Origin of the sequence: uncultured Williamsia sp. (genome assembly GCF_947494875.1) — a bacterium.
In the GTDB taxonomy this organism is placed as follows: Bacteria; Actinomycetota; Actinomycetes; order Mycobacteriales; family Mycobacteriaceae; genus Williamsia_A.
This window is the reverse complement of record NZ_CANLWM010000006.1, coordinates 252,802-267,905: the sequence shown is the minus strand read 5'-3', so window position 1 is coordinate 267,905 and position 15,104 is coordinate 252,802. Positions and strand designations below refer to the sequence as shown.

Annotated in this window: 17 protein-coding genes; 12 read left to right on the top strand and 5 right to left on the bottom strand. The window is 67.2% G+C overall.

Going from position 1 to position 15,104, the window contains the following annotated elements; genetic code table 11:
- Nucleotides 1–30: 30 nt before the first annotated feature.
- Nucleotides 31–471 carry a hypothetical protein gene (locus Q1A98_RS15600; protein ID WP_299575199.1) on the bottom strand — a complete coding sequence of 147 codons (441 nt, stop codon included), beginning with the start codon at nucleotides 469–471 and terminating at the stop codon, nucleotides 31–33.
- Nucleotides 472–598: 127 nt separating this feature from the next.
- Between Q1A98_RS15600 and pnuC the strand changes: the two genes are divergently transcribed.
- The 3 genes from pnuC to Q1A98_RS15585 are packed head-to-tail and all read left to right on the top strand — an operon-like array spanning nucleotide 599 to nucleotide 3,028.
- On the top strand, nucleotides 599–1,240 hold the full coding sequence (gene pnuC, locus Q1A98_RS15595) for a nicotinamide riboside transporter PnuC (RefSeq protein ID WP_299575197.1): 642 nt from the start codon (nucleotides 599–601) through the stop codon (nucleotides 1,238–1,240).
- Between the two features lie 7 nt (nucleotides 1,241–1,247).
- The gene (locus tag Q1A98_RS15590) at nucleotides 1,248–2,336 is read left to right on the top strand and encodes an AAA family ATPase (RefSeq protein ID WP_299575195.1); all 1,089 of its coding nucleotides are present in this window, start codon (nucleotides 1,248–1,250) and stop codon (nucleotides 2,334–2,336) included.
- Nucleotides 2,333–3,028 (top strand): NUDIX domain-containing protein, encoded by a 696-nt coding sequence (locus tag Q1A98_RS15585; RefSeq protein ID WP_299575193.1) that lies wholly within the window; start codon nucleotides 2,333–2,335, stop codon nucleotides 3,026–3,028. The genes Q1A98_RS15590 and Q1A98_RS15585 overlap by 4 nt, the downstream gene beginning before the upstream one ends.
- Before the next feature lie 7 nt (nucleotides 3,029–3,035).
- On the opposite strand, the gene Q1A98_RS15580 is transcribed toward Q1A98_RS15585, so the two are convergent.
- A complete protein-coding gene (locus Q1A98_RS15580; RefSeq protein WP_299575191.1) occupies nucleotides 3,036–3,668 on the bottom strand; it encodes a heme-binding protein in 633 nt (210 codons plus the stop codon).
- A gap of 230 nt (nucleotides 3,669–3,898) precedes the next feature.
- Between Q1A98_RS15580 and Q1A98_RS15575 the strand changes: the two genes are divergently transcribed.
- On the top strand, nucleotides 3,899–5,104 hold the full coding sequence (locus Q1A98_RS15575; protein ID WP_299575189.1) for a hypothetical protein: 1,206 nt from the start codon (nucleotides 3,899–3,901) through the stop codon (nucleotides 5,102–5,104).
- Between the two features lie 30 nt (nucleotides 5,105–5,134).
- Here the strand turns inward: Q1A98_RS15575 and Q1A98_RS15570 are convergent, their stop codons facing one another.
- Together Q1A98_RS15570 and Q1A98_RS15565 are read right to left on the bottom strand one after the other, a co-directional pair.
- A complete protein-coding gene (locus Q1A98_RS15570) occupies nucleotides 5,135–5,482 on the bottom strand; it encodes a HepT-like ribonuclease domain-containing protein (protein ID WP_299575187.1) in 348 nt (115 codons plus the stop codon).
- A complete protein-coding gene (locus Q1A98_RS15565; protein ID WP_299575185.1) occupies nucleotides 5,479–5,922 on the bottom strand; it encodes a helix-turn-helix domain-containing protein in 444 nt (147 codons plus the stop codon). Before Q1A98_RS15565 ends, Q1A98_RS15570 begins: the two co-directional genes overlap by 4 nt.
- A 149-nt stretch (nucleotides 5,923–6,071) precedes the next feature.
- Here Q1A98_RS15565 and Q1A98_RS15560 point away from each other — a divergent pair, with 149 nt between their 5' ends.
- From Q1A98_RS15560 to Q1A98_RS15535, 6 genes are all read left to right on the top strand, one after another.
- Nucleotides 6,072–6,545 carry an SseB family protein gene (locus Q1A98_RS15560; protein ID WP_299575183.1) on the top strand — a complete coding sequence of 158 codons (474 nt, stop codon included), beginning with the start codon at nucleotides 6,072–6,074 and terminating at the stop codon, nucleotides 6,543–6,545.
- Complete coding sequence (locus Q1A98_RS15555; RefSeq protein ID WP_299575182.1) at nucleotides 6,542–6,847, top strand: DUF6317 family protein; 306 nt, start codon at nucleotides 6,542–6,544, stop codon at nucleotides 6,845–6,847. The genes Q1A98_RS15560 and Q1A98_RS15555 overlap by 4 nt, the downstream gene beginning before the upstream one ends.
- Nucleotides 6,844–8,145 (top strand): hypothetical protein, encoded by a 1,302-nt coding sequence (locus Q1A98_RS15550; RefSeq protein ID WP_299575180.1) that lies wholly within the window; start codon nucleotides 6,844–6,846, stop codon nucleotides 8,143–8,145. The genes Q1A98_RS15555 and Q1A98_RS15550 overlap by 4 nt, the downstream gene beginning before the upstream one ends.
- Nucleotides 8,142–8,687 carry a hypothetical protein gene (locus Q1A98_RS15545; RefSeq protein WP_299575178.1) on the top strand — a complete coding sequence of 182 codons (546 nt, stop codon included), beginning with the start codon at nucleotides 8,142–8,144 and terminating at the stop codon, nucleotides 8,685–8,687. The genes Q1A98_RS15550 and Q1A98_RS15545 overlap by 4 nt, the downstream gene beginning before the upstream one ends.
- On the top strand, nucleotides 8,684–9,238 hold the full coding sequence (locus tag Q1A98_RS15540) for a hypothetical protein (protein ID WP_299575176.1): 555 nt from the start codon (nucleotides 8,684–8,686) through the stop codon (nucleotides 9,236–9,238). The genes Q1A98_RS15545 and Q1A98_RS15540 overlap by 4 nt, the downstream gene beginning before the upstream one ends.
- A gap of 74 nt (nucleotides 9,239–9,312) precedes the next feature.
- A complete protein-coding gene (locus tag Q1A98_RS15535; RefSeq protein ID WP_299575174.1) occupies nucleotides 9,313–10,188 on the top strand; it encodes a hypothetical protein in 876 nt (291 codons plus the stop codon).
- 99 nt (nucleotides 10,189–10,287) lie between these two features.
- Here the strand turns inward: Q1A98_RS15535 and Q1A98_RS15530 are convergent, their stop codons facing one another.
- On the bottom strand, nucleotides 10,288–10,791 hold the full coding sequence (locus Q1A98_RS15530; RefSeq protein WP_299575173.1) for a hypothetical protein: 504 nt from the start codon (nucleotides 10,789–10,791) through the stop codon (nucleotides 10,288–10,290).
- A gap of 323 nt (nucleotides 10,792–11,114) precedes the next feature.
- On the opposite strand from Q1A98_RS15530, the gene Q1A98_RS15525 reads away from it, so the two are divergent.
- Nucleotides 11,115–12,041 carry a hypothetical protein gene (locus Q1A98_RS15525; protein WP_299575171.1) on the top strand — a complete coding sequence of 309 codons (927 nt, stop codon included), beginning with the start codon at nucleotides 11,115–11,117 and terminating at the stop codon, nucleotides 12,039–12,041.
- The gene (locus Q1A98_RS15520) at nucleotides 12,038–14,863 is read left to right on the top strand and encodes a PQQ-binding-like beta-propeller repeat protein (RefSeq protein WP_299575169.1); all 2,826 of its coding nucleotides are present in this window, start codon (nucleotides 12,038–12,040) and stop codon (nucleotides 14,861–14,863) included. The genes Q1A98_RS15525 and Q1A98_RS15520 overlap by 4 nt, the downstream gene beginning before the upstream one ends.
- The last annotated feature ends 241 nt before the right edge of the window (nucleotides 14,864–15,104 follow it).

Below are 15,104 nucleotides of genomic sequence, written 5' to 3'. Positions count from 1 at the left end.
GCGACTTTCGTAAGGTTCTGGATCGTTTACTTAACCCGGCAGGAGCTCGTCCGGGAACTCATAGCTGCAGCCGAGTTCATCGGGCGTCGTGACGAGGCCGCAGTCGCGGAACCACGACGTCACCGCGTCGGCGACCAGGTCGACGTCCTGGGTGAAGATGTAGCCGTCCGTGCAGTCCTCGAAGTGCTCGCCGTCGAGCCACTCCTCGAGCGGCAGGTCGTCGGCGGAGTGGTCGCCGAGGTTCAGACGGTGCAGCACCGTCCGCGAGCGACGAAGCATGAGGACGTCATCTCGCAGGACGACCACCTGAGCGCAGATAGCTTCGACGCCCTCTTCCTCCTCGGCCGGTCCGTAGTCGCGCGGACCCAGGTCGAAGACGAAACCCACCGGCTTGTCTGATACGGAATCGACGACCCACTCCGTCATGTCGGACCACTCGCGTGTACCCGCCGGCTCGGTATCCCGTGTCATCTGTTCCTCCTCGTCTCGACAACCTGACGGTAGCGACGGCCACCGACAAATCATGGAGATGAACAGCCGCGAGGGGTGCTATCGTCCACTTTCGTAGTCAGATCGACTACAAATTGAGGAGGTCGTCGTGGGGGTCATCGACTGGCTGGGGTCGACTGCGTTCACATCGTTCGGCGCGCCCACGTCATGGGTCGAGGTGATCGGCTTCGCCACCGGCGCCGTCTGCGTTTATCTGGTTGCGCGGCAGAACGTGTGGAACTGGCCCATCGGCATCGCGAACAACGTCACATTCATCCTGTTGTTCATCACCGCCGGGCTGTATGCGGACTCCGCACTGCAGGTCGTCTACATCGCGCTCGCCCTGTGGGGCTGGTACCTGTGGGTCGCGGGACGGGATGCGTCGCCGTCGGCGGTGACGGGCACATCGCGTCGAGAGTGGTTCTGGCTCATCGGCGCCGGGGTCGTCGGGACCATCCTCATCACGACGCTGCTCGCGCTCGCCACCGAATCGGTGGTGCCGTTCTGGGACGCGCTCACCACGACGCTGTCGCTGATGGCGACGTGGGGTCAGGCGAAGAAGCGCTGGGAGTCGTGGCTAGTGTGGATCACCGCCGACCTGATCTACGTCCCTCTCTACCTCTACAAGGACCTCGTCCTCACCGCGATCCTCTACGTCGGCTTCCTCGCCCTCTGCGTCATGGGCCTGCGCGCCTGGCGTCGAGACAGCGCCGAGATCGCCCACGACGCCGTGCTGGTCGCACAGAGGTAGCGCCGACATGTTCCGCCGTGCCCTGGTGATCGGGAAGTTCTATCCGCCACACGCCGGCCACCACATGCTGATCAGGCACGCGGCCGAGATCGCCGATCGTGTCGTCGTGGTGGCGATGTCGACAGCAGCAGAGACGATCTCGCTCGCCGACCGCGTCGCATGGTTGCGTGAATCGCGTAGCCACGATCCCAACGTTGCTGTCACCGGCATCCGGTGCGACGCGCCGGTCGACCTGACCTCCACACCGGTGTGGGCAGCGCAGGTCGCCTGCATGCGGGCGGCCATCCGCACCGTCACCGACGAGTCGATCGACGTCGTCGTCAGCAGCGAGGCCTACGGTCCGGAGCTGGCCCGGTGGTTCGACGCCGACCACGTCGCCGTCGATCCTGCACGACTCCGCGTACCGATCTCCGGTACCGCGTGCCGCGCAGATCTGGCCGGCAACTGGCGCCGTCTGGACGCCCCCGCACGGGCCGGCCTCACCACCCGCGCCGTGGTTCTGGGTTCCGAGTCGACGGGAACCACGACCGTCAGTCAGGCACTGGCGCAGAGGTTCCGAGAGCGTGGAGGGATCTGGACCGAAACCCGCTGGGTCCCCGAATACGGCCGAGACACCACCGACGCGAAACTGCACGCGCTCCGTGAGCAGGACCCGACCGCCGACATGTCAGAGCTGACGTGGACCGGCGAGGACTTCGCACTTATCGCCCGCACCCAGCAGGCACTGGAGGACGCAGCAGCCCGCGATGGATCACCCCTCCTCGTCTGCGACACCGACGCATTCGCGACCACCGTCTGGGAGCGCCGGTATCTCGGTCCACACAGCCGCTTCGCCTGCCACACTGCCGACGACCGAGGACGCATCTACCTCGTCACCGACCATCACGGGGTTCCGTTCGTGCAGGACGGCATTCGCGACGGCGAACACATCCGCGCGGAGATGACCGGCTGGTTCATCGACGCGCTCACGCGGCAGGGTTTGTCGTGGGTTCTGCTGACAGGAAGCCTCGACGACAGACTCGACCTGGCGACACGAGTCGTCGACCGAATGCTCACTCATCGCTCTCAGTTCACCCCTCCGACGGTGATGCAGTGACTTACAGCAGTGCTGACTTCCCGCCGTTCGCCGTCACCGTCGACCTCACCATCCTGACGATCCGCCGAAACCGGCTGTGCCTGATGCTGATCACCCGCGGCGAGGAGCCGTTCCGTGGAGACCTCGCCCTCCCCGGAGGCTTCGTCCGCGCGGACGAGTCCATCGACGACGCCGCGTCGCGCGAGCTTCTCGAGGAGACCGGGCTCGCGTTGTTCGACGGTCACATCGAGCAGTTGGCCACCTACGGGTCACCCGATCGCGACCCCCGGATGCGTGTGGTCTCGGTCGCGTACGTTGCGTTCGCGCCCAATCTTCCCGACCCGGTCGCAGGAACGGATGCCGCAGAGGCCATGTGGATCGAGGTGGACGACCTCCCGAGCGAGATGGCGTTCGACCACCGCGAGATGGTCGACGACGCGCTCGAACGCGTCCGCTCGAAACTCGAGTACTCCACGTTGGCAACCGAGTTCGTCGAGGAGACCTTCACCATGCGCGACCTGCAGACCGTGTACGAGACGGTGTGGGGAACCACGTGGGACCGGGCCAACTTTCGGCGCAAGGTCCTCGCCACACCGGACTTCGTACGTCCCGTCGTCGGCCGGACCGCTTCCACCGGATCGCGAGGACGCCACGCACAGCTATATCGGGCCGGCTCGGCGACCGCATTGCATCCCCCGATGCTCCGTGCGTGAGTGCTGGTCACTCCGCGATCGGGACAACCACCTCGTTGCGGCGACGGAAGGGCAGGGTCCACGGCGGGTCGTAGAACCAGCTGACCGGCTCGCCGGCAGTCTCGACGCCTTTCGCGGCGAGCACGTCGAGCAGCTCCTTCGTCTTCGTCGCGACCGCCTCGGGGCTGCGGGAGCCGCTGAAGCGCACCGCGGCGACGGCCTCCTCCGGCACCTCGACGAGACGCACGCGGTCTTCCTTCGGCGTCGGCAACGTCGCCATGGTCCACTTCGACGGCATGAAGAACCGGATGGCCCAGCCGTTCTCGTCACTCGACGTCGACACCGGCGCGGTCATCGCGATCTTCTGACCGCTCGTCGCGCCCTGGCTGACCGGCGCGGTCATCGCAACCTTCTCGCCCGCCTGGTTGCCACCGAAGATGTAGCCGGCCAGGCGACGGAACCCGTCCGACCGCGCCTTCTCCTCGTCGACACCCTCCACGGTGGTCTCGGCCGCGATCCGCGGGCCGTAGCGTCGGATCTCGACGCTGTCGGTCAACCGGCGCGTGGTGTGCGACGGCTCCTCTGTCAGCACACGGATCCCCACCATCCCCAGTGCGGCGTCGGCCGCCTGCTCGGCAACGTTCACGACTGTCGACAACATGTCGCTCATCCCCTCGGTTCCGTCTCCACTGTCTTTCACTTTCTGAACGATCACCTGGCCGCGTTCGTTCCCCGCGCTACCGAACGAGCCCGCGGGGCTTGTCGGACCCCTCCCCTAACCTGCAGGTGAACGGTGGTTCTTCCGCCGAGTTCGGGTTCCGCATCGCGGACCCGACGGCCCCGATCGACCTTGCTGATGACCGGCCCGCGTCAGCATCTGAGGAGGTCACCATGATCGACCAACTGACGCTCGCCGACGCCGCGTGGGAGGCGTTCACCGATTCACTGGCCCGCCGGATCGACCGGGACACCATCATGGACTGGATGTTCGTCGCGCCCGCCGAGGGTGACGCGGGTGCCGGTCTGCGGATCGATCTGCGGACGGGGCAGGGTATGCGGCTCACCGGGCCGCGCCCGGACGACGGGGCCGCGCCGGAATGGGCGGAGGTTCGATCCGACCGGCTCACCCAGATCGGGTATCAGGCGTACGACATCGCCGTGACCGTCGTCGAGATCGCCCGGACCCATTGGCTGCTCGACCATCCCGACGAGATCGCACCCCTCGGCGACTACCAGCCGGACGGTACGCCGCCGCCGCGGCGTCTCGGTCCCGACGCCCTGCGGCGACGCGTGCGCGACGACATCGCCGCGTTCATCGGCGGGGCACCAGTCATCGGCCCCGACTTCATCATCCGGATCCCCGGCGCCGACTTCCCGACGTCGGTGGCGGTGTCGATGGAGAAGCCGCAGCTCGACATCTTCGCGCGCGTCATCACCGACCTGCCGTTCGACGTCTCGACGGAGACGTTGACGCGCCTGATCGGGAAGAAGTTCGACCACATCACCCTCGTGGTCCGAGACGGCGACCTGCACGCCGCGACGTTCGCGCCCTGCGACGGGTACAACTTCCTCTACTTCTGCTGGTACCTCCGTCGGTGGTTCGAGTTCCTCGACGAGGGTCTTCCCCTGCTGCGCAACGCACTCGGCATCGGCGACGAGCCCGACGGGACGCCCACTGCCAGTCGAGTTGCCCGACCGTCGGTGGATCTCATGGTGGCCGAGGCGTGGGAGGGCTACGTCGAGGAGCTGTCCGCGGAGATCGAGGCCCTCGAGCCCGGGCAGCGGCTGACCGTCGCGCAGTCGTGGGAGTACCCCGAAGGCCCGCACGGTGTGGTTGTGGTGACCGCGTCGGACACCGGCGGGTTCACTGCCGCCATCGACGCGACGACCCTGCACCCCGATCAGGAGTGCTCAAACGAGCAGTCGGAGTTGCTGTTCGAGGCCGGCTGGTCGGACGACGGGGCGTGGTTGACCATCGGCGGCTCGGACGCCGAGGCTGTCGCCCGGCACATCATCGACGACGCCCTGCTCGCGACCTGGGATTGCGTGCACCCGTCGTTCCTTGCGGACACAACGATCTCGGAACAGAAACCCTGACCACCGTTCGCATCTGGGCCACGCTGCTCGTCAATCCATTCCTGGCAGCACGGTGTCGGAGAGATAGGCGCGGAGCGCGGGTACATCGAGGGTGGCGGTACGCCAGACCCGCTTCGGGTCGAGATCGTCGTATTGATGAGCAGCGAAGTTCCGCATCCCCACGATCTCCCGCCACGGCTGGCCGTCGAACCGCTTGAGGACGTCATGGGGGATTCGGTTGATCCCCTCCCCGATGCGGATCAACCCCATCTCCACAGCCCACTGACTGCGGGTGTCCGTTCGAAAGGACTCGAAGCCGACGTCGGTCAGCTCGATCAGTCTGTCGCACACACCGATCACAGCGTGCACCGCGTCCCGGGCCTTGCAACCGTCATTCACACGGCCACCGCTTCGCTCAACAATCGATCGCGGATCTCACCGCGCAGGGAGTCCGACGCGATGACGTCGACCTTCACCCGCAACAAATCGGTGAGCGCGAGGCGCATCCCGACCTCGTCGAGGAGGGTCGCCTCGTCGGTGAAGTCGACGAGAATGTCGACGTCGGACCCCGGACGATCCTCCCCCCTGGCGACCGAGCCGACGATTCGTGGACGGTGGCCACGAAACCTCTCGACGGTGGCGCGGATCTCGTCACGATGACGCTCGACCCTCGCGGACGGTCGGCCCTCCAACGCGGCCGCGATCCGCACGAGCACGTCAGGACTCGGGACCCGCCGCCCGTTCTCATAGGCAGACAGATTGGGCTGCGAGACCTTCGCAGCACGAGCCAATTGCGACTGACTCATCCCAGCCGCCAATCGTTCCCCGCGCAGGTCCATGTCGTCAGCGTATCGCCGAGGGTTATCGCGTGCGATATAAACACCACGCGACTCCTGTGGACAACTCCGACCCAGAGCACGACGGGCGCGCTTCGCACCGCTAAGTTGTCCTCGAGCAGAACTTCCGTACGACACAGGGGTGGACACGGGTGCGGTGGCAACCAGGTGACCTGACGGCGGCACAGCTGCAGGACGAGTGGGTCGAGGAGCACGGGTGGGCAGTCGAGCCGCCGGAGTCGAGCGTCGCCAGGTGGCGCGAGGTCGCTGCCGCCGAGGCAGCCCACGCAGCCGCAGCGAGCTCGGTGGAAGAGGCCGAAACCACGACCGTCGGTACACAGCTGCCGGAGGTCGTCGTCGTGCCTGCTCATCCGCGACCCGATGGATCGAGAGGCTTCGACATCGAACTGACGGAGTCGAACGGGCGGCCACTGATCCCAGCGTTCTCGTCCGTCGACGGACTGGTCGAGACGCTCGGCGAGCATCAGCCGTGGTTGGGACTGACTCCCGCCCAGATCGGCGCCGTCTACTCCGGCATCTCCATCGTTCTCGACCCCGTTCCCAGGGTCGTTCAGAAGTTGTGGAGCGCCGACCGCCTGGCCGCTCTGCAAGAGGAAGTCCGATGAGCACGTTCTCCGTCGTCCTCCAGGATCTCGACGCACTGTCGGCGCGATTTGCCGGTGCAGCCGGCGACTACCGATCCGCTGCCGCCAGCGTGACCCCGCCTGTCGTCGACAGCGGCGACGGGAGTTGCAACAGCGCGATGACCGCCGTCATGGAGATGCTCGACGTGCTTCACAAGTCCATGGCCGCATCCATCGAGGACCACTCCGCCAAGCTGCACGATGCCCGCGACGAGTACGACCGCACGGAGGACGTCAACAAGAACCGCTTCCTTTGGGACAACCTGAACAAGGACTTCCGATGAGCTGGATCGGCGGCGACATCGCCGGCCTGCAGTCCATGGGCAGCACGCTGCAGCGCGCTCCCGGGTTGATCGAACCGATCGTGGCGAAGCTGACCGATGGCGTCGACAAGTTAAGAGACGACGCGAGCTGGTCGGGTGAGGCCGCGCAGGCGTTCCGCAAACTGTGGACCTCCGATGCGGTCCGTGCCGGAGGGATCGGTGCGATGGCAGGCAAGGCAGGCGACATCATCGCCGGACTGGGAGACCACCTTGCCGCGCTGGAGTCCGCTCTCTACAACAGCGCCCACGACGCACAGTCCCGCGGCGCGCAGATCGGCGCCGAAGGGCAGCCACTCCCGCTCGTGATCACAGGCGACCCGACTTCGCCGGCAGCTGTGGCAGCCCTGCAGGCGCAGGAGGATTACCAAGCCGCCTACGCAGAGGCCAAACAGTTGGCGCAGGGATTCCGCCTCGACGCGGCGTCCGACCTCGCCGGCCTCGCGGAACCGGTCGTGTCCGAGGGTGGCAAAGGTTTGACCCTCGACGGTGCTATCACGATGGGCGACTACTTCAAGGCGTTCTACGTGGTGCCGAACGACAGAAACGCCCGGGTCAAACAGGCTCTGCCGCAGGAGATCGCGAAGTCGCGGGAGAACTTCCGCGAACTCCGATGGAAGCTGAAAGCCGAGCAGGCCGCCTACAAGCAACGCGGAATGGCGGTTCCGGAGGGAACCCAAGCACGCCTCGATCACCTCGCCGGTTCGCAGGCGCTGGACGACCTGAAGACCCAGCTCGCGGACGCCCAGGCGGGCAAGGGCGAGCTGCCCATGTCACAGATCCTCAACACCAAGATGTCCGACCTCAAGGGGATCGCCGGCCTGTCTGAGAAGCTGCCCGGCAAGCTGAAGTTTCTCAGCGACATCCCGGTCATCGACGTCGCCGCAACCGGCGTCGTCGCCGAACTGCAGGCCATCGACGACCACCAGAAGGGATGGAGCGAGACCACCGCCCACGTCAACGATTACGCGGCAGGTGGTGTCGGGCTTGCTGCAGGCGCTCTGGCCGTTGCGGCCGCGCCCATCGAAGCTCCTGTGGTCGCAGTTTCCGCGCTGGCCGGCTTCACGGGGATCGCTGTCGGCGGAGTCGGCTACAACGCGTTTCACGAGCATTGGTCCGAAGACATCCACGATCACGGCGTCGTCGCCGGGATCATTCATGGATCCGGCAACACCGCTTCCAACACGTGGTCGGACATGGTCGACATGGGCAAGGGCGTCGGGAACACGACAGCCTCCCTGTGGAAGTCGGTCTTCGGGTGAGCACTCGCGACAATCTCGAGATCAAGCCAATCCGCCTACTCGGAACGACCTGGTACGAACGCGGGTTCCGCTATTGGATTCGGCGTGCAGCGCTGCTTGTCTTTTGGAGCGCGATCCTCGCATTCGTCGTGTGGATCATCGTCGGGCTCTTCGCTGCAGCGGCGAACGGCACCACTGGGGTCGGAAGAGTTCTGTTGGTGGGGGCCATGTCGCTCGCTGTGGCGGGCAGCTTTGTCTGGGGCTTCTCCTTGATGCGCCGGTCAGAAGAAGAGAAAAAGCTCGGCGTACCGATGATCATGCGCGCCGGCACCACTGTCGAGCAGCACCGCCAAGCGGGGTCCGCCGGATACAGGGCTGGGCTTTTCGGCGGTGGCCTCGTGATCATCGCCCAACTGTTCGTCGTGGGTGTACTTGTCGCCCTTGTCGTCGGTCTGCTGCAGAAGTACATCTCGACAGAGGAGTTCGAAGCGGCAACGGGGCGGAAGGCACCGCCACGGGTCAAGCGTCCGAGCGCCTGGTCCCGGATGAGGCGCCGAGGGTGAGAGTCGAACGACTCGTTGCGTCGTTGGGCTCGGCGGCGATCGTCGCGACCGCGTCCGCATGCACGACCGCCGGCGACGCGGGCGCGCCAAACGCTGCCTCAGAGTCACTGTGCCAAGGCCTTCCGTCGGCGGAGGTGGTGAAGCTGTTCGACCTGCAGCCCGGCTCCGGCGGCCAGCCTGGAGACGCGCAGGTGAGAAGCGAGGTCGACACATCGATGTCAGGCACCGCGCCCGGGTGTAGGTGGTCTACCGGGGAGAACACTCTGGGGATCAACGTCGTCCAGGTCGCAGGCGGACGGGATCGGTTGGCATCGATCTCCACGGGTCCGGTCGATGTGGGCGACGGCGTCGAGCTCTTTCCGCCGAGACAGACCGATGCGATGTGCCAGGCCGAGTTCACGGCGAGAACCGGGCCGACCGACCAAGCAATCACGGTCATCGTGCTCCCCGACCTGCAACTCACTCGCCCATCGAGCCCAAGCGTTGACTGGTGTCAACGAACGGCGCCGGCGGCGAAGACGGTCATGAGGGGTCTCGGGTGGCTTCGGTGAGCCACCCGAGCGCTCCGCCGCCTGCAACCGGCGGGTGCCTACCCTGTGTCTGAATCGGGTGCTTCACTGGCGGCATGAACGAGCGGGGTCGCAGGCGGTGGGCGGGCGCGCGACGGGCTGCTGCGTCGGCTCAGCCGACTACGCCGAAGCCCCCTCTGGTCCGGCTCGCGGCCGACCTGAAAGCCGCGAACGCTGAGCGGACGACGTGGTGCGAGTCGACGCGGAGCTCGGCGCGGCGGTCCTTCCCGAAGGAGCGCCGGCCCGAGAACGGACACGTCCTGGGATATGAGGCCATGGCGCTCGACGTCTGGTGCGGACGAGAGTTCACCGATCGCAACAGGTCTCGTGGGTGGAACTGGGTGCCGTTCTACACCGGCGACCTCGACGCGACCCCGGACACCGACGAGACCGTCGCCGCGCGGGTCGCCCGAACCTACGCGCTCGGCGGTGACGAAAAGGCTGAGCACGCAGACATGCTCGTCGACCCCGTCGGCACCATCGCCGCGACAGCGGGAACGCTCGCGGCCCGAATCAACACGTACCGCGTATGGCGGCTCGAGTTCTTCGACGAACACTCCGTCCGCGTCGACCTGACCGAAGAAGTCAACCAGGTGACGAAGCGCGCTCGACGCCTCCGGCACCAGCAGAAGGTGCTCGGCCCGCAGCCACAAGGCGAACTGCGCAGCGACGACGAGGTGGTCCGGTTGTACGTCGAGAAAGCGACGGCGATCGAGCGGGCCGTCGGTGCGCTGTACGAACGGCTGACCGCTCTCGACAGCTACTGCGACGTCGTCGCCAGCATCCAGCGCCGAAAGAACAAGTACGACTATCTGGCGCGACTCAACGGCATCGACGACCTCGAGCTGCTCGTCGACGACAGCATGGACCGCCACGAGACGACCCAGATCCGTGAGGCGGCGTCCATTTCCGACGCGCTCGCCGCCGTCTAAATGGACTCGCTGGCGCCATTGACGGAGACACTCTCCTCCCGCGCCTGACGGCGCCTGACGCGAACGGGCGGGGTCGACGCTCGACCCCGCCCGATCCCGTCAGCTGATCCGGAAGGTCTTGCTGCTCGAGGCGCCGGACACCCGATCCACCACAGCGATCGTGTACGTGCCGGGCGTGCGATAGAAGAAGCTGGTGAATCCGACGTCGCCCTGGCACGCCGCCGAGCGATAGGTCGCGAAACTCGTTCCCGGGAAGGACACCTCGACCTGGCAGTTCTGGCCCTTCACCTCGCCGTTCCCACGATCCCGCGCCGACCAGGTGACACCTGGCGCGAATCCGGTCGCGTAGAGATCGGGTCCGTACTTCCTTCCGTAATAGTTCGTGACCGTCAGGTTCATGCTCGCGACCCCGTTGCGCAAGTTGCCCGGCGACTGCGGCGCCCGCGGGGTCTGCGGAGCGGAGCGCAGGATCGCCGAGCCCGTGTTGAGGAGGTCGGTGATGACGCTGGGGCCCGCCGGCGCCGCAGCCGCAGGCGCGGCGGCGAGAGTTGCGGCGGCGGCAGTCGAGACCATCGCTGAGGCGACGATTCGTCGAATGTTCATGTGGTTCCTTGCTCGCGATGAGATGGCGACAGCGATGGTCGCACCGGAGCAGACTGACTCCGATCGCCCCCTGGCGCCGACAGCCTCGGACGAGGCACCTCGATCGTCGAGGTCGCACACCTGAAAACGCGATCCGCTGATCGGATGAATCACGTTGCGGTGAGGGAAGACTGAATACTGAAGCGAAGTACCTTCCGTTTCCGCGGACCCACACATGAATCCCACGATCAGCCGATAGCGACGGGGAATCGCGGCTGCGAGCATCCCGGGATGAGCTACAACCCCTCGGGGGGCGCCCCCCGGTATCACGACGCGAGCCCGCAATGACACTCCTGCTGGCGCTGGGAATCATCGGTGCGATCGCGGTCGGGATCTGGGTGCTCGACAAGGTGGTCGACGGGGTCGCAGACGCGGCGATCGCCCTGGTGGCCCTGCCCTTCCGCGGCCTGTGGAGGCAGGCCGAGACCAATCGGTACGCCCACGAGCTAGGAACCGCACAGTCGTTCCGAGTCGCGATGTCGGCCGAAGAGGCGTCGCAGGTGATCTCGACACTCCCCGGCGTCGCGGAGGCAGCGACGCCCGGGCCGCTCATGCCGCACTACCGCCATCACGCGAACGGTCGCGTCGTGATCGCAGTCGGCAACGACACGCAGGGACTCTACGAGGCTTCGGTGGCCGTCCACGCCGGCGACGACGGAGACACCCTGGGCGAGGTGACCGTGCTGTGGTGGAGCGGCCCACCCCGCGCCGCACTCGCTGCGCACCACGACCTCTTGGACACGGTGTTCCCGGCGCTGCACGCCATCACCCCACAGCTGGCGGTGGCGAGCGCACCGACGGGCGGATCTGGTTCTGGTGTCGCGACGCGCCTCGCACCGGCCCCGGCCACCGCCTGGCCGAACCACCGTCGTCAGTCGAGTTCGGTCGCCCGCCACCTCCCAGCCATCCCGACGGCAGCGATCGTCGTCCTCGCGCTTGCCGTGGTCGTCGCGCTCGCCGTCGGTTCGGGAACCTTCCACACGACGACGAAGGCCGAACTGTGTTCGTCGTACGAGTCGGCGCGCGGCGTCGTCAACGACGACACGACGATCGACGTCACCGACGAGGTGAGTGATCTGGCAGACAAGGCGAAGGGCTACGACGACGGCAAGGTCCGCGACGACGGTGGCGAACTCGAGGACATCGACGGGATGTTCAGCCCGTCCACGTTCTCGTCGGCCACCACCCACATCGCAGGAGTCTGTTCATGACCACGAACCGGTACATCGCCGGCCCGCTGATCGCCGTCGCGATGGGCGCAGGCGCGATCGTGGCGTTCCTCATCCCCGCCGGGACGGCCTTCGGTGTGCTACTCGTCCTGCTGTGCGGGGCGTACTCGCTGTGCCTGATCACCGGGATGAACGCCCATGCCGGACTGGGTGACACGGCAATGCACCTCACCGGCGCGGTCTCGCGCTTCCGCGGGGCGCTGCAGGCGACCAGGGTGCCCGCCGGCACCACTCGGGACGGTGGCCAACCGATGCCGCCCGCGTGGCCGCAGCCCACACCGCCCGTCGCGACACAACCACCCTCGCCGCATGCCCCGGGGGCGACGAGCGGTCCGGCCACGACACCGCCTGCCTCCATCACGCCGTCGGCTCCGCTGACACCCTCGCCCCCGCCGGCCGAGGAACCACCGACGCAGAGTCCGGCCACACCGCCGGTGTCGTTGGTCAAGACAACTCCGGCCGGCGACCCGGCGTTCGGTGGAGCGGGCGCTCCCCCGCAGCCGACCGACCCCCTCCCTCCTCCGGTCACCACGTCGATGTCCCCGCCGCAGCAGCTTTCCCCCGGGCCACGGTCCACCCGATCGCGGATGCCGGTGATCGCCGCCGCGCTCACCGTCGTGGTGATCCTCGTCGTCGGCGCGGGAGCGTTCGTGGGATGGCGTGCATGGCAGTCACGGAGCGACAGCACCGAAGCCGCAGCGACCGCGTTCCCGTCGGGAATGGTCCACCGCGCGTTCCCGACAGTCCCGTCACCGGCGTTCGCCGTCGTACCCGAGCAACTCGGCGCCCAGGCGTTCACCCGACCGAACTACCTCGTCGGGGGTGAGGAATCCACCGGGTTCCTCCGGTCCGACCGGTTTCTCATCACCGGCATGGGAAACGGTGCGCTGGTGGCCGTCGATCCCCGCACGGGACAGGAGGCCTGGCGCCAGACCAGCTACAGCGGACTCAACTGCTCCGACGTGTTCGACGACGACACCATCGGATGCGCGACCGCCCCCAACGGTCTCGTATTGCTCTCGGCGCGAGACGGATCCGAGATCGCGAAGCTCGCCGGCGACTATCAGGTGGTGCAGAAGCTCGGCGACAAGTACGCGTACGCGAAGCACGACGACACCACGGCGACGGTGTCCCTGGGGACACGCACCAACCCGACCGCCTTCTGGACCCGCACCGAGCAGATCCCCGGTGGTACCCGCACGACGCTGACCGCGTCGGACGACGTCGTCGTCTTCACCGACGGCAGCGCCACCGGTGGGTGGTCTCTCGCCTACACCGAGCAGGGCCAGAAGATCGGGGGCAGAACAGATCAGGGGTCGCTGATCACGCGCGACCGCTACACCGCACACCCGCCGGGCGACTCGGCTCTGATGTTCGACGACACCGGGAAGCGGCTCTACTTCACCTCGTCGACACCCACGCAGCCACGTCTGTATGCGCCGGCAAGCGGTGTCGACGTGGCCTTCACCTACGACTCCGCCATCGACCCCACGGACGGCCACGTCCTGTGGACGCTGCCGTGGACGTCCTCTGACAGCTTCGGCGGCGACGTGGTCGCCGTCGTCGGAACCGTCGCCGTGTTCAACTCCTCGGACCAGGGCCGGTCCGTGGGGATCGACATCCGAAGCGGGCGAACGCTCTGGGAGAAGCCGGCGACGTCGTTCTCCTACGACCTCGCCACCGACGGGCAGCGGGTCTTCGGGACGTCCGACGTGGGCGACCGGTCACTGTTCGCGATGGATGTCGCCACCGGGGACACGTCCTGGTCGGTCGGTCTGCCCGACACCGGCGACTACCAGAAGGTCGTCGCCGTCGGCGACGATCTCGTGGTCGTCGGGACGCGTGCGATCGTCGGCTTCCACCCGACGGGCGGTGCAGCCGAACTGTTCGGCGGCGTCATCCCTTCCGCCGCACAGGACGCGTCGGGTCCGGTGACGCGGTGCACCACACCGCCGACGGTCACACCGGTCACCTTCTCCGTGGACGCGCAGAGCCTCGTCGTGCGATTGAAGTTCACGCCCGGCTGCGCGGGGGGTGACGTGCTGTCGAACTCGATGTACCAGGTCACCGTCCGCGATCAGAGAAGCGTCGTCGCGTCGTCGACGTTCGACCTGGCAAAATCGCCCCTCGCGATGCCCGGCAAGCAGGACACCCTGCGCGACTTCGCCTTCCCCGCAGGCACGTATTTCCGGTTGCCGTCGTCGCTGGCCGGTGGGAGCGGATCGAGCACGTCGGTCGGCGCCGGTGGCGAGACTGTGGAGTGCTCAGGCGTCGGTGTCGACAGCGTCGCCCCGGGACAGGAGTTCTCCGGGTCGACGGGAGGGAGCAGTGCGATCGTCGGGGCACCCCAGGTGGCCGCCCAGACCGGAGTCGACCTGTCGGTCAACGCCGTCGACGCGCTCCGCGCCCAGGCGAACGCCGACCGCCCGCTGGTGCAGTCGCAGTACCTCGACCGGTGGCTGGCTCAGATCTCGGCCAAGCAGGTCCGCACGCCGCCGATGATGGCCACCGACGTCGACGACCGCACCATGGTCGCCTGGACGCCCGAGCAGATCCTCCGGCAACACCTCGATCTGCGGGCCCGCTATCCCGAGGTACGGCTGCTGTGGTCCGACGAGTGGCGGACCTTCGACCTCCGCGGGTGGTGGATCACCGTGGCGCAGCCCAACGTCCTCGACGCCGCGGGCGCGAACGCGTGGTGTGACTCGAAGGCGATCGCCCCGAACCAGTGCTTCGCCAAGCTCGTCAGCAACAGCCGCGGATCGGAGGGCACCACCGCCTACCGGCCGGGCACGACCGGGTGATGCCACGGCGGGAACCCACACGGCCGACCACAGCTGACTCCACGCGTCGGCGCTCATGGCGCGTCCCGCCGCGCTGTCGGGGCTGACCGCCCCGTGGTCGGGCGAAGCGGATCGAGAGCCGTCGGGGTCGTGATCCTGCGCGTGTTCGTCGGACGTTGTGTCGCAACAAGGACACCCACTACGGCCGCGGGCGCGATGTCGGCTCGCACCCAGAGATGTCGGTGGGTCGCCCTATGGTGCA